Genomic DNA, 22,490 nt, shown 5'->3' with positions numbered 1-22,490 from the left:
ATTGCACGCTAGGCCTTACCATGTCGACCAGTCGTTTTGAAAAACTCACCTCATCGTTACAGAATGCGTTTGGTAATAAGCTGATTAGTTTAAACCAGCACCTGAAAGAGATAACCATCGTAGTCCAGTCGCAAGATTTGTTGGATGCGGTCAAGGTGTTACGCGATCATCCAGATTTGAATTTTGATATGCTCATTGATTTGTGTGGCGTTGATTACTCTGCCTATACCAATGAATCATATGCAGGGGAGCGGCGTCAGGGCAGGCGTTTTGCAGTTGTTTATCACTTGCTTTCGGTAAAGCATAATCATCGGTTGCGAGTAAGGATATTCGTTGATGATGATGAATTTCCGATGGTGGATTCAGTAATGGGTATTTGGCCGGCGGCTAATTGGTTTGAGCGTGAGGCATTTGATCTATACGGCATCATTTTTTCCAATCATCCAGATTTGCGTAGAATTCTTACTGATTATGGCTTCATTGGTAATCCATTCCGCAAGGATTTTCCATTATCTGGACATGTGGAAATGCGTTACGATGCTGATCAGAAAAGAGTTGTTTACCAACCCATCACAATAGAGCCTCGGGAGATAACGCCGTATGTAATCCGTGAGGACTATTACGGTGAGGGTGATAAAGTCGATTAAACATGAAATCAAAAAATATCTTTTTTGATGCTGGGATTGCTTAGAGTATGGCTGAAATACGTAATTACACCATGAATTTTGGACCGCAACATCCTGCTGCACACGGTGTGTTGCGATTGGTAATGGAGTTGGATGGTGAAGTGATCAGGCGAGCAGATCCGCATATTGGGCTGCTGCATCGTGCTACAGAGAAATTAGCTGAAAACAAAACCTATATTCAGTCGGTACCCTATATGGATCGGCTAGATTACGTTTCCATGATGGCAAATGAGCATGCCTATGTGATGGCAATTGAGCGATTACTGCAAATCGAAGTTCCTTTGCGAGCTCAATATATACGTGTCATGTTTGATGAAATAACGAGGATATTGAATCACCTGCTTTGGTTGGGAGCGCACGCGCTGGATGTGGGAGCAATGACCGTATTTCTCTATGCATTCAGAGACAGAGAAGATTTGATGGATTGCTATGAAGCAGTTTCTGGCGCGAGAATGCATGCTGCCTATTACCGCCCGGGTGGGGTGTACCGGGATCTGCCTGACACAATGCCCCAGTATCAGCCATCACATATTCATGACGAAAGAGAAACAAAGAAAAGAAATGAGAACCGTCAGGGGTCATTGCTCGATTTTATTGAGGATTTCACTAATCGGTTTCCGAAATATGTGGATGAGTATGAGACACTTTTAACTGACAATCGTATCTGGAAACAGCGATTGGTTGATATTGGTGTAGTATCACCAGAGCGGGCGAAGGCTTTAGGGTTTACCGGGCCAATGCTGCGAGGTTCCGGAGTAGAGTGGGATTTGCGCAAGAAACAGCCTTACGAGGTTTATGATCAGGTTGATTTTGATATACCCGTAGGAGTTAATGGGGATTGCTATGATCGTTATTTAGTGCGTATCGAAGAAATGCGTCAGTCTAACCGTATCATCAAGCAATGTGTCGAATGGTTACGCAATAATCCCGGGCCAGTCATCGTTGACAACCATAAAGTTGCTCCTCCATCACGCGTAGCCATGAAGCAGAATATGGAGGAGATGATTCATCACTTCAAACTTTTCACTGAAGGTATTCATGTTCCGCCAGGTGAAGTCTATGCAGCGGTAGAGCATCCTAAAGGGGAATTTGGTATCTATATTATTTCTGATGGTGCTAATAAACCTTACCGTTTAAAAATTCGTGCTCCGGGATTTGCCCATCTAGCATCCTTGGATGAAATGTCACGTGGCCACATGATTGCTGATTTAGTGGCAATTATTGGTACACAGGATATCGTTTTTGGTGAAATAGACAGATAAATAAAAATGTTAAGTGCTGAATCCTTGGAAAAAATAAATCGAGAAATAGCAAAGTATCCTGCTGATCAGAAACAATCGGCAGTTATGTCTGCACTTGCTATTGCACAGGATGAGAAAGGCTGGCTTGCTACCGAAACCATGAATTTCATTGCCAAATATTTGGAGATGCCGGCTATTGCAGTGTATGAAGTTGCCACATTCTATAATATGTACAATCTGAAACCGTTGGGCAAATATAAAATCACGGTTTGTACCAATCTGCCTTGTGCTTTATCGGGCGGAAATGTTGCAGCGGATTACTTAAAGCAAAAGCTTGGAATTGGATTTAATGAAACTACTGCGGATGGACTATTTACCTTAAAGGAAGGTGAATGTATGGGGGCATGCGGCGACGCGCCTGTCTTGTTGGTTAATAACAAACGAATGTGTAGCTTTATGTCCAATGATCAAATAGATCAATTGCTGGAGGAATTGCGCAAATGACTCAGCCTGTGCAGATAATCTTGGCTGGCGTGGATCCTGCTGAACCTGATAACTGGAGATTGAGAAACTATCTTAAGCGTGATGGCTATGTTGCTCTTAAGAAAATTATTGCTAATAAAATACCTCCTGAGGCAATCATAGAGGAGGTCAAAAAATCTGCATTACGAGGTCGTGGTGGTGCGGGTTTTCCAACAGGTTTGAAATGGAGTTTTATGCCCCGGCAATATGAGGGGGATAAGTATCTGGTATGTAATTCAGATGAAGGCGAGCCAGGTACATTTAAAGATCGCGACATCATGCAATACAATCCACATATCCTGATAGAGGGTATGTTGATTGCTGCCTATGCTATGGGTGTAAAAACGGGATACAACTACGTTCACGGTGAAATCTGGAAAACCTATGAGCGTATGGAAGAGGCGGTAGAAGAAGCGCGTCAGGCAGGTTTTCTTGGCAACAAGATCCTGGGCTCCGATTTTAGCTTTCAGCTTTATAATCACCACGGCTATGGTGCATATATTTGTGGTGAAGAAACAGCGTTACTAGAATCAATAGAAGGTAAAAAGGGGCAACCCCGCTTTAAACCCCCTTTTCCCGCAAGCTTTGGTCTTTATGGTAAACCAACTACGATCAATAATACTGAAACATTTGCTTCAGTACCTTGGATTATTCGTCATGGCGGGGAGAAATACTTGCAGCTCGGCAGACCAAATAATGGCGGCACCAAGATTTTTTCAGTATCAGGTCATGTGAATAAACCGGGAAATTATGAAGTGCCGCTAGGAACTCCATTTGCAGAATTATTGGAAATGGCAGGAGGTATGCGCGGTGGCAGGAAGCTAAAAGGATGTATTCCAGGCGGGTCATCAATGCCAGTACTACCGGGAGATGTAATGATGAAAACAGACATGGACTATGACTCAATTGCTAAAGCTGGGTCAATGCTTGGTTCAGGGGCAGTCATCATCATGGATGACACTACATGTATGGTGAAGGCACTGGAACGCCTTTCTTATTTCTATTACGAGGAATCATGCGGCCAGTGTACGCCATGCAGGGAAGGGACGGGCTGGCTCTATCGTATCGTCAATCGCATAGAACATGGCAAAGGTAGACCAGAAGATTTGGATCTGCTCGATAATCTAGCTGACAATATTCAAGGGCGCACTATTTGTGCACTAGGCGATGCAGCGGCAATGCCGGTACGTGCAATGCTCCAGCATTTTCGCGATGAGTTTGCCTATCACATTGAGCATAAGAAATGCATGGTGTGATGTGCGTTAAGTCGATGTGAATCTTTTTATTATCTGTGATTAAGCCGAGAGTTTGTAATCGATGATCAATATCGAAATCAATGGTAAGCAAGTAACTGTACCCAAAGGTGGCACTGTAATGGACGGTGCAAGGCAGCTCGGAATTTATATTCCTCATTTTTGTTATCACAAAAAGTTATCGATTGCTGCAAATTGCCGTATGTGCTTGGTGCAAGTAGAGAAAGCACCCAAACCTTTACCGGCTTGCGCGACCCCCGCAACGGAAGGGATGAAAGTATTTACGCATTCTCAGCAGGCGGTAACAGCTCAGAAAGGTGTCATGGAGTTCTTGTTGATCAACCACCCTTTGGATTGTCCTATTTGCGATCAGGGCGGTGAATGTCAATTACAAGATCTTGCAGTAGGTTATGGAACCAGTGAATCTCGTTATCAGGAAGCAAAACGGGTAGTGGTAAATAAGAATCTTGGGCCGCTTATTTCAACTGATATGACTCGTTGCATTCACTGTACACGCTGTGTGCGTTTCGGTCAGGAAATTGCCGGGATCATGGAATTAGGTCAAGCGGGCCGTGGTGAGCATTCAGAAATTTTGGCGTTTGTGGGCCAAACAGTTGATTCAGAATTATCAGGCAATGTAATTGACCTTTGTCCAGTAGGTGCTCTGGTCAGTAAGCCATTCCGTTATTCAGCGCGTACTTGGGAGTTATCACGGAGGAAGTCGATCAGTCCGCATTGTGGCTTGGGCAGCAATTTAATTGTGCAGATCAAACAGAACCGTGTGATGCGGGTTTTGCCTCGTGAGAATGAAGAGATTAATGAATGCTGGTTATCGGATAAAGATCGTTTTGCCTACGAAGGGTTAAATTCGGATGATCGTCTGACAACTCCCATGATCAAGCGTAATGGTCAGTGGCATACATGTGATTGGCAGGAAGCACTGGTATTTACCGTTGAAGGGTTGAAATCGGTAATGGAGAAACACGGCGCGAGCAGTGTCGGTGCGTTAGGATCAGCTCACAGCACCTTGGAGGAGCTTTTCCTGTTGCAGAAATTAGTACGAATGCTAGGGAGTGGAAATATCGATCATCGTGTTCGCCAATCGGATTTTCGGGCTGATGATAGCCTCGAGGGGGTGCCATGGTTAGGAATGAATATCGCCGAAATTGAACAATTAAATTCAATTCTAATTATTGGCAGTACCTTGCGCAAAGATCATCCTCTGCTAGCTCATCGCTTCCGCCAGGCGGTAAAAAAAGGAGCGCAACTTAGTATTATTAATCCAATAGACGATGATCTATTAATGAGAACCGCACATCGTGCAATTGTAGCGCCTGCTGATATGGTGCACATGCTGGCGCAAGTCCTTAAGGCAGTAGCTGAGACTAAATCCCTCGAACAGGTTTCTGCGCATATCAAGCAGGCAATTACCGCCGTGAGTATCACCGATGTGGCAAGGGCAATCGCAAAAAGCCTGACAACTAATCCTTCTACTGCGATTTTTCTAGGAAATTTAGCGCAGCATCATCCACAATACGCAGATATACATGCAATCGCACATCTAATTGCAAAGGTAACCGGAGCGAATCTTGGATTTCTCGGCGAAGCAGCCAACAGTGTAGGCGCTTATCTCGCAGGCGCGATTCCAGGTCGAGGTGTATTGGGATCTGAAATCAAAAGCGATCAGAATGGATTCCAATTTAATGCGGCCCGGATGCTTGGTCATGATGCAAATGCTGGACCTGCTTGTCAGGCCTATATACTCATGAATCTAGAGCTGGAGCTGGATGCATACAATCCGCAGCAAGCGATGAAATCAATTAATGATGCTGAATTTGTAATTTCTCTGAGCACGTTTAAAGGCAGCATTACAAGCTATGCAGATGTGGTTTTACCGATTGCACCATTTACTGAAACTTCAGGAACTTTTGTCAGTACAGAGGGACGTGTGCAAAGTTTCAATGGTGTAGTTACGCCTTTGGGGGATACTCGTCCTGGCTGGAAAGTTTTGCGAGTACTAGGTAATTTGTTGCAGTTAGATGGTTTTGATTACGAAACCTCGGAGCAAATTCGCGCGCAGGTTATTCCAGCCGAAGACGCCATCACAAGATATCTCAATAATAATTTAAAAGATTATCAGGTAAATATATCCTCCAAAAAGTTGGACGGTTTGCAACGTATTGGAGAAGTTCCTATATATCAAGCAGATACCATTGTACGGCGCGCTGGATCTTTACAACTGACTCGTGATGCGGCATCGCCGAAAGCATGGATGTCTACTATGATGCTCGAACAGCTTGGTGCGAGGGAAGGGGAGATAGTTAGATTAAGACAAGGCAATGGTGAAGCACAGCTTGAAGTAGCCTGTGACGATGGAATACCTCTCAATTGTATCCGGATAGCTTGCGCGCACCCCCATACGTCCTCCCTCGGGGCAATGTTTGGGGAAGTTTCAGTAGAAAAATTATAAAAATACGAGTGGGATTCGTTAATGGATTATACACAACAACTGTTTGAGCAGATGTTTGGTGCTGAGTGGGGCGCGACGGTTTATTTACTGGTCAAGAATGTGTTCTATATTTTTGCGATTGTCGTGCCATTACTTTTGGCGGTTGCCTATCTTACCTTTGCGGAACGCAAGATAATTGCCTATATGCAGATTAGAGTAGGGCCTAACCGGGTGACTTTCTTTGGAATTCCATGGTTGCGGGGTTGGGGTCAACCTATCGCAGACGCAGTAAAAGCGATTATGAAGGAAATCATTATTCCTACTGGCGCCAACAAGTTTTTGTTTTTACTTGCACCGATCCTCACGATTGCGCCTGCGTTGGCTGCGTGGGCAGTAGTTCCTTTTTCACCAGAGCTAGTGCTGGCAGATATCAATGCTGGTTTGCTCTATATATTGGCAATGACTTCTTTGGGTGTTTATGGTGTGATTATAGCCGGCTGGGCCTCTAATTCTAAATATGCGTTTTTAGGGTCAATGCGCTCAGCAGCACAGGTTGTTTCATACGAACTGGCAATGGGTTTTGCGCTGGTTTGTGTGTTGATGATGTCAGAAAGTCTGAATCTAGGTGATATTGTTAAGGGGCAACAAGGCGAAAGTTTCTTAAATTGGTACTTGATTCCTTTATTTCCAATGTTTCTAGTTTATTTCATCTCGGGTGTGGCAGAAACGAACCGAGCGCCATTTGATGTTGCCGAAGGAGAATCAGAGATTGTCGCTGGATTCCATGTCGATTATTCTGGAATGGCCTTTACTGTCTTTTTCCTGGCAGAGTATGCCAATATGATTCTGGTGGCTACGCTTACCAGCATTATGTTTTTGGGTGGCTGGCTTCCGCCGGTGAATATTGCACCCTTTACTTTGATACCTGGGATAGTATGGTTACTACTAAAAATAGCATTCATGTTATTTTTCTTCTTATGGTTCCGTGCTACTTTTCCACGCTATCGCTATGATCAAATTATGCGTCTGGGTTGGAAAATATTTATTCCAATCACCTTAATATGGATTGTTTTATTGGGCGGACTGATGCAGTTACCTGAATCAACCAGAGAATTGTTCCCACTTAATCTGTGGTTTTACTAAGGGGAGGTAGAGAAATGGAACGTATTAAGCATTTTTTTAAATCCTTTCTGCTGTTTGAATTATTAAAAGGAATGAAAGTTACAGGGCGCTATCTGTTTGCGCCCAAGATTACGGTACATTACCCAGAAGAAAAAACACCTCAGTCACCACGATTCCGTGGATTGCATGCATTGCGGCGATATCCCAATGGGGAGGAACGCTGTATTGCTTGTAAATTGTGTGAAGCGGTTTGCCCTGCATTGGCAATTACCATTGAATCAGAGCAACGTGAAGATGGTACCCGGCGCACAACTCGCTATGATATTGACATGATTAAGTGTATATTTTGCGGTTTTTGCGAGGAAGCCTGTCCTGTTGACGCGATTGTGGAAACACGTGTTCTCGAATACCATGGTGAGGTGCGGGGTGATCTTACTTATACCAAAGAGATGCTTCTTGCGGTTGGTGATCGTTACGAAGAGCAGATTGCTAAAGACAAGGCAGCAGACGCACCTTACCGATAAACATATTAATTAAGATACTCATTACTCATGAATTTTCAGGATTTTATTTTTTATTTTTTTTCTGGAGTATTGGTGTTGTCTGCGCTGGGAGTAATAACGCTACGTAATCCTGTTTATGCTGCGTTATTGTTAGTACTTGCTTTTTTTACTTCTGCCGGAATATGGCTGCTTTTGGAAGCAGAGTTTCTAGCCATTACCTTGGTTCTGGTTTACGTTGGTGCAGTAATGGTTTTATTCTTATTTGTGGTCATGATGCTGGATATTAATCTAGAGCGATTACGAGAAGGTTTCTGGAAGTGGTTTCCATTTGGCACGCTGCTTGCATTGGTTTTAGCTATAGAAATTGGAATGGTCTTGATGGGTGGGCAGTTCAATTTAGATAATATGCCTATTCCGCCATCGCATGAGATAAGTTATAGCAATACCAAGGAATTAGGGCGTTTAATCTATACTGAATATGTCTATGCATTTGAATTGGCAGCAGTTATTTTGCTGGTAGCAATGGTGGCTGCCATTGCGCTTACGTTGCGTTATCGTACTGATAAGAAATCTACCAATCCTTCAAAGCAAGTTGCAGTTAAACGAGATGATCGGCTACGGATAATTTCGATGCCTTCCGAAAATAAAGAATGATCGCTCCTAAACAAATATAGAAGCGTAGCCATTTTCCTATATGTTCAGATTAAAAGGTGGTTAATTGATATCGTTATCCCATTATCTTGTACTTGGTGCAATATTGTTTGCGATAGGCGTGGTTGGTATTTTTCTTAATCGGAAAAATGTAATTATTCTATTGATGTCTATCGAGTTAATGCTATTAGCAGTCAATATTAATTTTGTTGCTTTTTCTCATTTTCTCCAAGATGTAGCAGGACAGATTTTTGTTTTCTTTATCCTTACTGTAGCAGCAGCAGAAGCGGCAATTGGACTGGCAATATTGGTTGTGATCTTCCGCAATTTGCATACCATTAATGTGGACGATTTGGATGAGTTGAAAGGCTAGCATCTGTTTGTTAAGGAAACAAATCGATTTGATAACTGACAATTAATATTTCATAACATAGATGGAAAAACTTTATTTATTGGTTCCGCTGGCGCCATTAGCGGGGGCAATTATTGCAGGATTATTTGGTCGTTTTATCGGCACAACTTGGAGTCATCGAACAACCATCTTTTTGGTTTTTATATCGCTCATCGCTTCTTTGGTTATTTTCACTGATGTTTTGCAGGGAAATATCTATAACGGGAGTGTCTATACCTGGATGGTTCTGGGTGAAACCCATTTTGAAGTCGGTTTTTTAATCGATCCACTTTCAGCCACCATGATGGTAGTGGTGAGTTTAGTATCACTGATGGTACATATTTACACCATTGGTTATATGCATGGCGATCCCGGTTATCAGCGATTTTTTAGTTATATTTCGTTGTTTACTTTTTCCATGCTAATGCTGGTAATGTCCAATAACTTTTTACAGTTATTTTTTGGCTGGGAGGCGGTAGGACTTGTTTCCTATTTACTGATCGGTTTCTGGTATACCCGACCAACAGCTACTTACGCCAATTTAAAAGCTTTTTTAGTGAATCGCGTGGGTGATTTTGGCTTCTTGCTAGGGATTGGATTGGTGCTCATGTACTTTGGTACATTGGACTATGAAATTGTGTTTGCGCATGCGGGACATATCGCATCACATTTCATCGAGATCATTCCCGGACAACCCTGGATGTTGATGACAGTCATATGCCTCTTGTTATTTGTGGGCGCGATGGGAAAATCCGCTCAGTTTCCTTTGCATGTTTGGTTGCCAGATTCAATGGAAGGCCCGACACCGATATCTGCTTTAATCCATGCCGCCACCATGGTAACCGCCGGTATCTTTATGGTTGCCCGCATGTCGCCTTTATTTGAATTATCCGAAACGGCATTATCAGCAATTCTGGTAATAGGTGGTATCACCACTTTGTTTATGGCACTGGTCGCCGTGGTGCAGAATGATATTAAACGTGTGGTAGCATTTTCTACATTATCGCAGCTTGGTTATATGACTGTGGCATTAGGCGCATCGGCATATTCTATTGCGATTTTCCATCTCATGACACATGCTTTCTTTAAAGCAGTCTTATTCCTGGGTGCTGGCTCAGTGATCATAGCAATGCATCATGAGCAGGATATGCGGCAGATGGGCGGACTAAAACAATTCATGCCGATTACGTACTGGACGATGTTTATTGCGGCTTTGGCAAGCGCCGGTGTACCGGGTTTCTCGGGATTTTTCTCTAAAGATGCGATTATTGAAGCGGTTAAATATACTGATATTCCAGGTGGAGAATTCGCTTATTTTTGTGTATTAACTACTGTGTTTGTGACTGCACTGTATACATTCCGTTTAATGTTCATGACATTTCATGGAAAAACAAGGATGGATGCACATACGCGCGATCATCTGCATGAATCTCCATGGGTTGTGACAGTACCACTCATGGTGCTTGCAGTACCAACTATTGCTGCTGGCTGGTTGATCGGAACAATGGTATTTGGTGATTATTTTGGTGATGCTATCCAAATACGCCCAGAGCATGAAGCAGTTGCCAGTCTAAAAGCGGAGTTCACGGGTGTGTTCGGCATGATATTGCATGCCTTTTCCACAACACCTTTCTGGCTTTCACTGGGTGGAATCTTGACAGCCTGGTTTTTATATTTATATAAAACTGAAATACCAGGAAAAATCAGAAAATTAGCAGGTCCTATTTATACATTGCTCGATCGCAAATATTATATCGATGAAATTTATTCATGGGTATTTGCAGGCGGTACGCGTATGTTAGGAACTGTATTATGGAAAATTGGCGACGTTAAGATCATCGACGGATTTTTTGTCAATGGTAGTGCACGCGTGGTTGCTTTGATAGCAGCAGCAGCACGGCAATTTCAATCAGGCTACATTTATCATTATGCCTTTACTATGATTGTAGGTATCTTTGTTTTAATGAGCTTGTGGCTATTCTATTTCTGAGAAAATTGATTGAAGTATGACGATAAAGTACCAGACGGTAGTTTTCATGGTGCTCTAAAAAAACAAAAACGCATTTACATGTAAACGAAATGGAATAATCATGTTGTTTGGATTCCCGCTATTAAGTTTAGTTATCTGGTTACCTATTATTGTTGGTCTGATTGTGCTGGCAATCGGTAATGATCGTAATACCTTATTATCACGCTGGCTCTCGCTGGTTGGAGCGATATTCGGATTGATCGTGGCTCTTCCACTTTACACACGCTTTGATCCTGCGTTGAGTACGATGCAATTTGTGGAACAATATGTATGGTTTGAACGGCTGAATGTTTACTACCATGTTGGTGTCGATGGTATATCCATGCCATTGATCCTACTGAATTGTTTCATAACACCATTGGTTGTGATAGCCGGATGGGAAGTCATTCGTGAACGTGTCTCGCAGTATTTGGGGGCATTCTTGATCATGTCAGGCATTGTCAATGGTGTGTTCGCCTCGTTGGATGCAGTGCTTTTCTATACTTTCTGGGAGGCTTCACTAATCCCTATGTTCATCATTATCGGTGTCTGGGGTGGTCCAAACAGAGTGTATGCTGCAATCAAATTCTTTTTGTACACATTACTGGGTTCTCTGTTGATGCTGATTGCGCTGATTTATCTGTATCACGTATCGGATGGCAGTTTCTCAATACTTGATTATCACCAGCTGCCAATCGCGATGACCCCGCAAATACTCATCTTTATTGCTTTCTTGCTTGCATTTGCTGTCAAGGTACCGATGTGGCCTGTACATACTTGGCTGCCAGATGCGCACGTTGAAGCACCTACGGGAGGTTCGGTTGTGTTGGCGGCGATATTGCTGAAGCTTGGCGGCTACGGCTTTCTAAGATTTTCATTACCGATCGCACCTGATGCGAGTCTTTATCTGGCAGACTTGATCGTTCTGCTGTCTTTGATTGCGGTGGTATACATTGGATTGGTTGCTTTAATGCAACAAGACATGAAAAAGCTTATTGCCTATTCATCTGTTTCTCATATGGGATTTGTCACCCTTGGCTTTTTTATGTTGAATGGTCTGGGTGTGGAAGGTGCAATGGTACAGATGATTTCACATGGTTTTATTTCTGGCGCGATGTTTTTATGTGTCGGAGTTTTATACGATAGATTGCATTCGCGTCAGATTGCTGATTATGGCGGTGTAATAAATAAGATGCCAATTTTTGCCGCCTTCTTCATGTTGTTTGCCATGGCCAACGCTGGCTTGCCAGGCACCAGCGGTTTTGTAGGTGAATTCATGGTCATTATGGGTGCTATTGAAGTTAATTTCTGGTATGCATTTTTTGCGGCAATGACGCTTATTTTGGGTGCGGCCTATACATTATGGATGTACAAGCGTGTCATATTTGGTGCAGTGGCAAATTCAAATGTAGAAGGATTAGAAGATATTTCCAAACGCGAATTTATACTACTAGTCATTTTGGCAATCGCGGTATTATGGTTAGGGATTTATCCATTTCCTTTGACGGAAATTATGCATGCTACCGTCGATAATTTGCTGGAACATATGACCCATAGCAAACTATAACAATTTTAACAACATATTAGACTAACTCCCCAGGAATTGAGGATAATTAATGGATTTTCTGCCGCCTGATTTTACTCTTGCTTATCCAGAGCTATTTTTGCTGGTAATGGTATGTGTCGTTATGCTTGTTGATCTGATTGTGGGTGAGAAAAGACGTTACTTTGCTTTCTTTCTGGCACAATTTGCGTTAATTGGTTGTGCAGTGCTTACGTATACCTCTTTCTCGTCAGAAATTAACTATACCTTCTCAGGTATGTTTGTTGATGATGCCATGTCGGATACTCTCAAATTGATGGTGTATGCAACTGTTGCGGCCGTCCTGATCTATTCCCGTACTTATATAGGTGTACGTGGTATGTTCAAAGGTGAGTTTTTTAGCCTCGCCTTGTTTGCGACGCTCGGCATGATGGTCATGATTTCTGCTAGTCATTTTATGACCCTTTATTTAGGTTTAGAACTGCTATCGCTTTCTCTTTACGCCATGGTGGCTTTGCAGCGGGAGTCAACAATCGCAACCGAAGCTGCTATGAAATTCTTTGTGCTAGGTGCATTGGCTTCTGGTTTTTTGCTTTATGGGATGTCTATGGTTTACGGTGCTACAGGCACGCTGCATACTACAAAGTTATCCGAGATTATTCAGTCAGGCATGATTGATCATGCAGTATTGGTTGTAGGGTTAGTGTTTATCGTCGCAGGAATTAGCTTTAAGTTAAGTGCTGTACCTTTTCATATGTGGGCACCCGATGTTTATCAGGGAGCACCCACTGCAGTAACACTTTTTGTAGGTTCTGCTCCAAAAATGGCAGCCTTTGGTTTTGTTATGCGCTTGTTAGTAGATGGATTGGGCGAACTAGTAAGCGATTGGCAAGGGATGCTGGTTATCCTGGCTGTAGCATCTATGGCTATTGGCAACGTGGTTGCTATCGTGCAAACAAACATCAAGCGCATGTTGGCTTATTCAACTATTTCGCATATGGGGTTTGTGCTGCTTGGCTTTATTGCAGCAGGAGGAAATGGTTATAGTTCATCATTGTTTTATGTTGCGGCTTATGTATTAATGACACTAGGTGCTTTTGGTATTGTCATGATACTTTCGCGAGAAGGTTTTGAGTCTGAGAACATTAGTGATTTCAAAGGATTGAACCAACGTAATCCCTTACTTGCTTTGATTATGATGTTCTTAATGCTATCTATGGCGGGTATACCACCGATGATTGGTTTTTATGCGAAATTATCTGTACTGCAAGCTGTATTAAGCGCTGGCTATATATGGTTGGCGGTTGTAGCTGTTTTACTTTCGTTGATTGGTGCATTTTATTACTTGCGCATCATCAAGTTTATGTATTTTGATGCTCCGGAAAGTGATATACCTATTTTACCTGCGATGGATATTAAGATGCTGATCAGCATAAATGGTTTGGCAGTAATCATGCTAGGTATTTTCCCACAAACTCTTATGGGGCTCAGTCTCTACGTTATTCAACAGTCGATGTAACAATAGAGACGGCCTAACCTCCAATGGAGGAGAATGCTTGTACTTTTTGAGGTTTCCTCTCCGTCAAGGCGGAGTTGTGTTTAAAGCTCTTAGCATGCATGTACTACTGGGCTTTTTTTGCTGAGACTGTAAGCTTGACCAAATCAACTAAGTGGCAATAAAAGTACTTCGTCAGACGAAGTACTTTTATTGCTTGCCACTACGGCTGATCGAGCTTTGCTTATGGCTTTGTGTAACTGATTCGGTAAATGGCGCCGGCTTGATCATCAGAAACTAGCAGTGCGCCATCTGGCATAACGAGCACATCTACCGGTCTGCCCCAGGCATTACCGTTTTCTAACCAACCATCCGCAAATACTTCCTTTTTAGTTACTTGGTTGTTTTCGATATATACCCACTCCAGCTGATAGCCAGTCTTTGTTCGCACATTCCATGGACCGTGTTCAGCGATAATGAGCCGGTTTCTGTATTCAGATGGAAACATGTTGCCTGTATAAAATCGCATACCTAGTGGTGTCACGTGAGCAGCTAGTTCTATGGCTGGCGGGGTAGAGCGCTCACAACCACGTTTTGCGCCAAACTTCGGATCAAGAACGTTGCTAGCATGGCAATAAGGAAAACCAAAATGCATGCCTTTAGCAGGAGCATGATTGAGTTCATCAGGCGGCATATTATCACTCATCCACTCGCGACCTATATCCGTAAACCACAGCTCTTTTGTTTCAGGATGCCAGTCGAACCCAGCGGAATGGCGCACACCTTGAGCATAGATTTCATAATTAGATCCATCGGGTTTAAGACGGGCGATGTGTGCATAATGCGATTGGTCTGCTTCACAAGCATCACAGGGTGCGCCGATGGCGACATACAGCAAATCGTCAGGGCCAAAGGCAATAAAACGCCACCCATGAAAAACTTCTTTGGGCAAACTATCCAGTATGACGTGAGGTTGAGGAGGGTGATCCAGATTTTCTTCAATGCGGTCAAAACGAAGAATGCGGTTGACTGCTGAAACAAATAAAGTACCCTGATGAAATGCTACACCAGAAGGCAGCTTAAGTTTGCTGGCAATGATTCTAACGTGTCGTTCGCCATCATGATCCGTGATAGCATAAACGTTACCTGCAGATCGTGATCCGACAAATACGGTTCCTCTATCACCTAATGCCAAAGTGCGTGCATCAGGGACTTTTGCCCATAAACTGATGGAAAAGCCTGGTGGTAAGTTGATTTTTTCAAGTGGCAGGCTGGTATCTTGTGCGACAGCTTGCATGCTATTACACAGAACAAACAAAAATAGGACTAAACAAAGCGATAATTTCATAACTTGAGTGATTGGGATGTTAGCGTTGATTGGAAAATATTTGAGCGTATGACATCAAAATCAAGAAGCCATTTATTACAATTCATTTTTTATTGGCAACTTGAAATTGTGCAGTTCATCCCCACAATGTTACCGCATTTTTTAAGGAGAAAACTATGCAGGCTGCAATAAACAAAGAACATATGAGTTTCCAGGCTGAAGCTAAACAGCTTCTAAAGCTAATGATTCATTCCTTGTACAGTAACAAGGAAATATTTTTACGTGAATTGATTTCGAATGCATCAGATGCCGCTGACAAGCTACGTTTCGAAGGACTATCGGACGCGGCCTTGTATGAGTCTGATTCAGATTTGAAAATTCATGTCAGCTATGATAAGGAGGCGCGCACCATTACCATTTCTGATAATGGTATTGGTATGTCCAGGCAAGAAGTCATTGATAACATTGGCACGATTGCCAAATCGGGGACACGTGAATTTTTTAATTCATTAACTGGGGATCAGGCCAAGGATGCGCATTTGATCGGTCAATTTGGCGTGGGTTTCTATTCTGCGTTTATCGTGGCAGATAAAGTAACGCTGATTACCCGTCGTGCGGGTTTAACAGCCGAACATGGTATACGCTGGGAATCTACGGGTGAGGGTGAATACACGCTGGAAACAGTGGAGAAAAAAGAGCGTGGTACTGAAATTATTCTGCATTTACGGGAAGACGAAGACGAGCTCTTGAGTGGTTTTCGCTTACGCTCGATTATTCGCCGCTATTCTGACCATATTACCTTGCCGATCGTCATGCAAAAGGAAGAATGGTCGCAAGAAAGCAATGAGTACAAGATTACCGATGAAAATGAAACTATCAATCAGGCTAGTGCGTTGTGGGCACGTCCTAAAAATGAAATCACGCAAGAGCAATACGAAGAATTTTATAAACATGTTGCTCACGATTTCGAACCGCCTTTAGCGTATGTTCATGCCAAGGTAGAGGGCAAGCAGGAATATACCCAATTGCTCTACATTCCATCCCGTGCTCCCTTTGATTTATATGATCGTGAGCGCCGTCATGGTATTAAATTATATGTTAAGCGCGTTTTCATTATGGATGACGCAGAAAAATTACTTCCTAATTATTTGCGTTTTGTCCGGGGTATTATCGATTCAAATGATTTGCCGCTGAATGTATCGCGTGAAATCCTGCAGGAATCAAAGGACATTGACAATATCCGTGCGGGATCGGTAAAAAAGATCCTCGGCTTGATCGAAGATCTCGCCAGTAGCGATAAAGATGAAGATCATGAGAAATTCAAGATTTTCTGGAAGGAATTTGGTCAGGTATTGAAAGAAGGCGTGGGAGAAGATTATGCCAACCGTGAGCGTATCGCCAAGCTGCTTCGTTTTGTTTCAACGCATAGTGAGACTGACGAACAAACGGTGTCCCTTGATGACTATATTACGCGCATGAAAGAAGGGCAGGAAAAAATTTATTTTGTGACTGCCGATAATCTGAAAGGCGCGAGAAGCAGCCCTCATCTGGAGATATTCCGCAAAAAAGGGATTGAGGTTTTGCTGTTGTCCGATCGTGTGGACGAATGGTTGGTAGCCAATTTGCCTGAGTATGCCGGCAAAACATTACAGTCAGTCGCTAAAGGCAGTCTTGATCTGGGTAAACTGGAAGACGAGGCAGAAAAAAAAGAGCAGGAAAAAGAAGCAGATGAATACAAGGAGCTCACCAGCAAAATGAAAGAGGTATTAGGTGAGCGGATTAAGGATGTGCGTGTCACATTCCGTCTGACCGAATCACCTGCTTGTCTGGTGGTAGATACCTATGACATGAGTGGCAATCTGGAGCGTTTGCTTAAATCCGCGGGGCAGACGGTTCCCAATACCAAACCTATTTTGGAAATCAATCCACATCATCCGATGGTGCAGCGTCTAAAATATGAAGAAGCAAAGTTTTCAGACTGGAGTAATATCCTCTTTGACCAGGCACTGCTTGCAGAAGGCGGTCAGCTCGAGGATCCGGCTACCTTTGTCAAGAGACTCAATGACCTGCTCTTGCAAAATGTACTGAGTGGAAAATAACCAGGTGTAGCCCGTAGTGATGATCGGGGGAGTGTGATTGTACTGCAAATGCTTTAGCGGTTATCAAAGGTTAAGGCATGTAACCTGAGTGGAGGAGACAATGAGTAAATCAAAGACAAACCATGAACCGAGGCAAATGAAGGATTACCAGGCAAGATTGATTACACCATTTGCGGTGTTGGGTATCCGTACAGAAGAAGATTGGTTGACTGATATTGATTATCTGCCATTGGACACTCCTCCACTTGCGCCCACTACTTTGCTAGCAGAAGAGGTTAGTCAGCAATTAATCGCCTATCTGGAAGAGCCAGCATTTGTTTTTGATCTGTCACTTCATATTGGAGGCACATCGCATCAACAACGCGTCTGGGAAGCCATTCAGCAAATTCCTAGCGGATCGACGCGCAGTTACGCCGATATCGCCCGGCAACTGCATTCTGCACCGCGTGCAGTGGGCCAGGCATGTGGTGCCAACCGGCTTCCCATTATCATTCCTTGTCACCGTGTCATTGCCAAGAATGGCGGCCTGGGAGGCTTCATGCACGCAAGCGATGGCATGCCGCTCAATATTAAACGCTGGCTGCTCAAACATGAAAATGTATGAATGCATCTGCTGTCAATACCAAGTTACTGGATGAATTTACTGATACGCTGTGGCTTGAAGATGGTTTATCCCGTAACACACTGACGAGCTATCGTAGTGACTTATGGCAGTTGGGTGAATGGCTGGCTAAACAAAGCCAGGGTGTACGCTCACTAAGAGAAGCGACCCAGCCAGACTTGCTGGCGTTTCTGGCTAGCCGGGTTTCTTCCCTGGCTAAAGCTAGTACAACCAGTCGCGAGTTATCAAGCATAAAGCGGTTTTATCGTTTCTTGTTGCAGCAAGGGAGAATCAGGATCGACCCCAGTCTCAATATCGATAGTCCAAGACTGCCACGTTATTTGCCCGATAGCCTGACTGAGGCAGAAGTCGAGGCGCTGCTGAGTGCACCCGACGTCACTCAGCCATTGGGCTTGCGTGACCGTGCCATGCTGGAGATACTTTATGCCACAGGATTACGTGTATCCGAACTCGTGAGTCTTAAACTCGCTCAAATCAATGCGGATATGGGAATAGTACGTGTCACGGGTAAAGGAAGCAAAGAGCGCCTGGTGCCTCTCGGTGAAGAAGCGCTGTACTGGGTCGACGATTATATCGGGAAAGCCCGTCCTTTTTTGCTCGGCGATAAAGTGACGGATAAGTTATTCGTGACTGCCCGCAGCGATGCCATGACACGCCAGACGTTCTGGTATCTGATCAAACGTCATGCACAGCAGGCTGGTATCATCAAGTCGCTGTCACCCCATACCCTACGCCATGCTTTTGCGACACATCTGCTCAATCATGGGGCTGATTTACGCGTTGTACAGCTCTTACTTGGGCATGCAGATATTTCCACCACACAGATTTATACCCATGTTGCACGGGAAAGATTGAAGCAACTGCACACCAAGCATCATCCTAGAGGTTAGATTAACCTCTTCTGGTGATTAACAGATAAGCAATCGCTCCGGTAAATAGCAAAAAGGCAAGCAACGACCAATCGGGAATAGTGAGCGATAGAAACTGCCAGTTGACATCTGCACAGTCACCATTGGCTTCAAACATGGCCGGCCACCACTCGGCGATCGGTAACGCGTTCAAAAAAGCTTCCTCTGGGCTGATGCCGCATTCAACTGATTCGGGATAGCGGATTAACCAGGCATGGCGACCGGCGACAATCGCACCAAGCAGAGTAAAGACTAGCATCAGACTGCTATATGTTCTGTGCCCGATTTTTTGCGGATTGTGCAGGAAAGCAAACAGTGCAGTCAGCCCTAAACACCAGTAAGCAATCCGTTGCACCACACAGAGTGGGCATGGCAGTAGCCCTTCTACCCATTGCAGATACAGTGCATAGCTAATCAGTCCAGCACAACTCAGAAAAATTAACAGAAAAATGGCTCGCATATTTTTATGTGTATTGCCCGGTCAATAAGTGAAGTGTATGAGTATGGAGGAAATACGGTCTGCTTAGTGAGTGGTTGCATTTGATTGGACAGTGTTACCCGCATTTGTTCGATCCTTGCGCATGCTGCCTGCCACCATTTTGTATTCGAGCAGACGGCATTCCAATGCGCCGTTGAAGAGGGGAATACGGCGTGATGCGGTCAACCGTATCGATTTGGGCAACAGCGGATCGGCGGTAAAAATATAGGCGTTCCAGCCACTGAATTTCCTTTTCAGTACATCGCCCAGTTTCGGGTAAAGCTGCGCCAGTGCTTGCTGCTCACCAATACGCATGCCATAAGGAGGATTGGTCACGATGATGCCGCTTGCAGCGGGAGCAGCGATTTCCAGTACATTGGCCTGTTTCAGGCTAACAACGTCGATTAATCCGGTAGCAGTCAGATTATTGCGAGCATGTGCTAGCGCATAACCGTATAAATCGTTCCCGAAAATGGGTCGAGGTGTAAGGGGGCGTTGTTGAGACCGCGCTGCATGCTTGAGTTGATCCCATAATACAGCATCAAATAGTTTAAATTTTTCAAATGCAAAATGCCGTCCTGATCCTGGTGCAATACAGCAGGCCATCTGGGCTGCTTCCAGTAAAAATGTGCCGCTGCCACACATCGGATCAAGTAATGGAATGCCAGGCTGCCAGCCTGCAAGATGTAAAATGCCTGCTGCCAGATTCTCACGTATCGGCGCTTCCCCGGCATTCTTCCTTAAGCCGCGTTTAAACAGTGCTTCACCTGAGGTATCCAGGTAGAGAGTAAACGTTTGCGCATCAAGGAAGCCATGAATACGGATGGCAGGGTTGGCCGTATCGACATTCGGGCGTTGACCACAAGTATTGCGGAAGGCATCACAAATGGCATCCTTGATTCTGAGCGTGGCGAAATCCAGGCTGCGCAACGGGCACTTGATTGCAGCCAAATTGACTCGAATGGATAGATCCGGTCCAAACCATTTATGCCACGGCAGCGTATGCGTAATGTTGTAAATATCCGCTTCATTGAAATAACGCTGACTGGTAACTTGCCATAGGATACGGCTCGCGATACGACTTTCCAGATTGGCACGATAACAGGTATGCCAGCTGCCCTGGAAGGCAACACCGCCTTGTGATGCTTGAATGGTTGTAGCACCGAGCTGTGACAATTCCGTGGTCAGTACAGATTCAAGACCGCGAGGACATGGCGCGAAGAAATAAAGAGATTTCATACGGTCAATCGAATTAGATTGCGTCGTTTATTTACCTGTCCATGCTGCATAGGCAAACAGTAGCCATGCGCTCATGTAAGAAAGACCGCCCAATGGTGCGATCATGCTAAGTCCACGGATACCAGTGAGGCTTATGCTGTAAAGTGTGCCTGAAAACAGTACGATGCCAGTAAACATCAACCAACCTGATAGTTTCAGCAGCCGCGATTGCGGGTAATTGAATAACACCACTCCCACTAAGATCAGTCCCAGTGCATGATAGAAATGATATTGCACGCCAGTCTGGAAGATCGCCAGCATGTCAGGGGTGAGAGTGTGTTTCAATGCATGCGCGCCTAAAGCGCCGAACAGAACGCATAAGAATGCATTGATCGTGCCGAGCATAAGAAAAATTCTGAGCATTATTGATTAAGTTCCTTTTAAATTGCGAATAAATGAAGGTAAGGTAAATTTTTTTGCTGAAGACTGCCACAGTCTGCATCACTGTGATAAAAATGTCTATTAAGAGCTATTTTCCTGTTTCAGTCACGCTAGCTTGCGCCCATCCTTGAGCAAAAGTAACTCGAATATCATCACCTGGGTGAATCTGTTGGGAATCATGCAAGATATGCCCATCGGCTGTATAGCTGATACTATAGCCGCGCGCCAGCACCGATTGAGGATTGAGATGGACAAGATGCGCCTGTTGGTGCTGAAGATTATTTTCCAAAGCTTCAATACGATACGTGATGACACGGCGTAATCGCAACGCCCAATCATATTGCTGCTTGAGCAAGAAAGGAATATTAGGTGTACTGTTATGTAACCGCCGACTAAATGCATTTAGCTGCCAGCGGAATACGTCCGTATGTCTTAGCCAGGTATTTGCCAGTCTTTCCTGCAGATGTTGAAGGTGTTTCATTTGATTGATGATGCGTTCACCGGGATGCAACAGGCGATGTGAAAGCAAATCGATCATTTGCATGCGGCGTTCTATGCGACGTTGCATTCCATGCTGCATACGATGTCCTAAATGGTATAGGTGATTGGAAATTTCTTGAGTGTTGGGGGAGACGATTTGAGCAGCGCCGGTAGGCGTGGGTGCGCGCGCATCAGCGACAAAATCGGCAATGGTAAAATCGGTTTCATGCCCAATACCTGTTACGATAGGGATTGAGCAAGCATAGATGGCTTGCGCTACCGTTTCCTCGTTGAATGCCCATAGATCTTCAATCGATCCGCCACCACGGCAGAGTATCAGCACATCGCATTCCACTCGTTTCATGGCTAACTGGATTGCTGCAGCTATTTTAGCTGCGGCACCTTCTCCTTGTACCGGTGCAGGATAAATAATCACAGGCAATAAAGGCATCCGCCGATGTAGGGTGGTTAACACATCGTGTAATGCAGCGGTATTGAGAGAGGTGATGATACCGATTTGCTTGGGGAAAGCAGGGAGTATTTTTTTGTGTGCTGGATCGAATAATCCAGCTTGTTCTAGCTTAACCTTAAGCCGTTCAAATGCTTCATAGAGTAATCCCAGCCCTGCACGCCGAATGTTTTCAACGGTCAACTGAAATTCACCGCGTGCTTCGTAAAGTGTGGCTAAAGCGTGAACCTCCACTTGCATGCCATCTTTGGGTTGCCAGTTCAGATATTGATTCTTGTGGCGAAACATGACACAACGTACTTGAGCGTTTGCATCCTTAAGAGAAAAATACCAGTGGCCGGATGGATATTGTTTAAGATTGGAAATTTCACCACATACCCATAGTAGCGGCAGGGCGTGCTCCAATATTTCCCTTGCGCTGCGGTTTAATTCGGTGACACTTAATACTGGCTGAGAACTAATAGACGGGAAAGAAAAATTCATTTAGCCATTCTACAATGATCCACATTTTTTTTGATTACTGTTTGGTACATGAAAAAGCACATAAAAATAGTATTATATGGTAATGCATTGTTATTAAATGA

General features: G+C 44.1%; 20 protein-coding genes. 15 read left to right on the top strand and 5 right to left on the bottom strand.

Features of this window, described 5'->3' with window-relative positions:
- Window positions 1–20: 20 nt before the first annotated feature.
- From J5I83_RS14220 to nuoN, 12 genes are all read left to right on the top strand, one after another.
- Window positions 21–647 (top strand): NADH-quinone oxidoreductase subunit C, encoded by a 627-nt coding sequence (locus J5I83_RS14220; protein WP_304057345.1) that lies wholly within the window; start codon window positions 21–23, stop codon window positions 645–647.
- 47 nt (window positions 648–694) lie between these two features.
- Window positions 695–1,948, top strand: a complete 1,254-nt coding sequence (locus J5I83_RS14215; protein WP_304057338.1) for an NADH-quinone oxidoreductase subunit D — start codon at window positions 695–697, stop codon at window positions 1,946–1,948.
- 6 nt (window positions 1,949–1,954) lie between these two features.
- Window positions 1,955–2,431: an NADH-quinone oxidoreductase subunit NuoE gene (gene nuoE / locus J5I83_RS14210; RefSeq protein WP_304057336.1), complete on the top strand. Its 477-nt coding sequence runs from the start codon at window positions 1,955–1,957 to the stop codon at window positions 2,429–2,431.
- A complete protein-coding gene (nuoF, locus tag J5I83_RS14205; protein ID WP_304057334.1) occupies window positions 2,428–3,705 on the top strand; it encodes an NADH-quinone oxidoreductase subunit NuoF in 1,278 nt (425 codons plus the stop codon). Before nuoE ends, nuoF begins: the two co-directional genes overlap by 4 nt.
- A gap of 61 nt (window positions 3,706–3,766) precedes the next feature.
- A complete protein-coding gene (nuoG, locus tag J5I83_RS14200; RefSeq protein WP_304057332.1) occupies window positions 3,767–6,172 on the top strand; it encodes an NADH-quinone oxidoreductase subunit NuoG in 2,406 nt (801 codons plus the stop codon).
- A 21-nt stretch (window positions 6,173–6,193) separates the two neighbouring features.
- Window positions 6,194–7,294, top strand: a complete 1,101-nt coding sequence (gene nuoH / locus J5I83_RS14195; protein WP_304057329.1) for an NADH-quinone oxidoreductase subunit NuoH — start codon at window positions 6,194–6,196, stop codon at window positions 7,292–7,294.
- 14 nt (window positions 7,295–7,308) lie between these two features.
- The gene (nuoI, locus tag J5I83_RS14190) at window positions 7,309–7,797 is read left to right on the top strand and encodes an NADH-quinone oxidoreductase subunit NuoI (RefSeq protein ID WP_304057326.1); all 489 of its coding nucleotides are present in this window, start codon (window positions 7,309–7,311) and stop codon (window positions 7,795–7,797) included.
- Between the two features lie 27 nt (window positions 7,798–7,824).
- On the top strand, window positions 7,825–8,430 hold the full coding sequence (locus J5I83_RS14185; RefSeq protein WP_304057324.1) for an NADH-quinone oxidoreductase subunit J: 606 nt from the start codon (window positions 7,825–7,827) through the stop codon (window positions 8,428–8,430).
- A gap of 64 nt (window positions 8,431–8,494) precedes the next feature.
- The gene (gene nuoK / locus J5I83_RS14180) at window positions 8,495–8,800 is read left to right on the top strand and encodes an NADH-quinone oxidoreductase subunit NuoK (RefSeq protein WP_304057323.1); all 306 of its coding nucleotides are present in this window, start codon (window positions 8,495–8,497) and stop codon (window positions 8,798–8,800) included.
- Between the two features lie 61 nt (window positions 8,801–8,861).
- Window positions 8,862–10,808 carry an NADH-quinone oxidoreductase subunit L gene (gene nuoL, locus J5I83_RS14175; protein ID WP_304057320.1) on the top strand — a complete coding sequence of 649 codons (1,947 nt, stop codon included), beginning with the start codon at window positions 8,862–8,864 and terminating at the stop codon, window positions 10,806–10,808.
- A gap of 100 nt (window positions 10,809–10,908) precedes the next feature.
- Window positions 10,909–12,393, top strand: coding sequence for an NADH-quinone oxidoreductase subunit M (locus J5I83_RS14170; RefSeq protein WP_304057318.1), 1,485 nt, complete (start codon window positions 10,909–10,911; stop codon window positions 12,391–12,393).
- A gap of 49 nt (window positions 12,394–12,442) precedes the next feature.
- Entirely contained in the window at window positions 12,443–13,888 is a 1,446-nt protein-coding gene (gene nuoN / locus J5I83_RS14165) for an NADH-quinone oxidoreductase subunit NuoN (RefSeq protein WP_304057315.1), read from the top strand.
- A 220-nt stretch (window positions 13,889–14,108) separates the two neighbouring features.
- Here nuoN and J5I83_RS14160 read toward each other — a convergent pair whose 3' ends face one another.
- Window positions 14,109–15,212 carry a sorbosone dehydrogenase family protein gene (locus J5I83_RS14160; RefSeq protein WP_304057312.1) on the bottom strand — a complete coding sequence of 368 codons (1,104 nt, stop codon included), beginning with the start codon at window positions 15,210–15,212 and terminating at the stop codon, window positions 14,109–14,111.
- Window positions 15,213–15,367: 155 nt separating this feature from the next.
- Between J5I83_RS14160 and htpG the strand changes: the two genes are divergently transcribed.
- From htpG to xerD, 3 genes are all read left to right on the top strand, one after another.
- Complete coding sequence (gene htpG, locus J5I83_RS14155) at window positions 15,368–17,290, top strand: molecular chaperone HtpG (RefSeq protein ID WP_304057309.1); 1,923 nt, start codon at window positions 15,368–15,370, stop codon at window positions 17,288–17,290.
- A 100-nt stretch (window positions 17,291–17,390) separates the two neighbouring features.
- Window positions 17,391–17,894, top strand: a complete 504-nt coding sequence (locus J5I83_RS14150; RefSeq protein WP_304057307.1) for a methylated-DNA--[protein]-cysteine S-methyltransferase — start codon at window positions 17,391–17,393, stop codon at window positions 17,892–17,894.
- Window positions 17,891–18,802, top strand: coding sequence for a site-specific tyrosine recombinase XerD (gene xerD, locus J5I83_RS14145; RefSeq protein ID WP_304057304.1), 912 nt, complete (start codon window positions 17,891–17,893; stop codon window positions 18,800–18,802). The genes J5I83_RS14150 and xerD overlap by 4 nt, the downstream gene beginning before the upstream one ends.
- 1 nt (window position 18,803) lies before the next feature.
- Here xerD and J5I83_RS14140 read toward each other — a convergent pair whose 3' ends face one another.
- The 4 genes from J5I83_RS14140 to xseA all read right to left on the bottom strand — a co-directional run bounded on the left by J5I83_RS14140 (window position 18,804) and on the right by xseA (window position 22,389).
- Complete coding sequence (locus tag J5I83_RS14140) at window positions 18,804–19,280, bottom strand: disulfide bond formation protein B (RefSeq protein WP_304057302.1); 477 nt, start codon at window positions 19,278–19,280, stop codon at window positions 18,804–18,806.
- A 63-nt stretch (window positions 19,281–19,343) separates the two neighbouring features.
- Window positions 19,344–20,537 carry a class I SAM-dependent RNA methyltransferase gene (locus J5I83_RS14135; protein WP_304057301.1) on the bottom strand — a complete coding sequence of 398 codons (1,194 nt, stop codon included), beginning with the start codon at window positions 20,535–20,537 and terminating at the stop codon, window positions 19,344–19,346.
- Window positions 20,538–20,564: 27 nt separating this feature from the next.
- Window positions 20,565–20,939 (bottom strand): DUF423 domain-containing protein, encoded by a 375-nt coding sequence (locus J5I83_RS14130; RefSeq protein ID WP_304057298.1) that lies wholly within the window; start codon window positions 20,937–20,939, stop codon window positions 20,565–20,567.
- Between the two features lie 106 nt (window positions 20,940–21,045).
- Window positions 21,046–22,389, bottom strand: coding sequence for an exodeoxyribonuclease VII large subunit (xseA, locus tag J5I83_RS14125; protein ID WP_304057295.1), 1,344 nt, complete (start codon window positions 22,387–22,389; stop codon window positions 21,046–21,048).
- Window positions 22,390–22,490: the final 101 nt, after the last annotated feature.

Origin of the sequence: Nitrosomonas communis, assembly GCF_024102715.1 — a bacterium.
In the GTDB taxonomy this organism is placed as follows: domain Bacteria; phylum Pseudomonadota; class Gammaproteobacteria; order Burkholderiales; family Nitrosomonadaceae; genus Nitrosomonas; species Nitrosomonas communis_B.
This window is presented reverse-complemented; position numbering and strand designations above follow the sequence as displayed.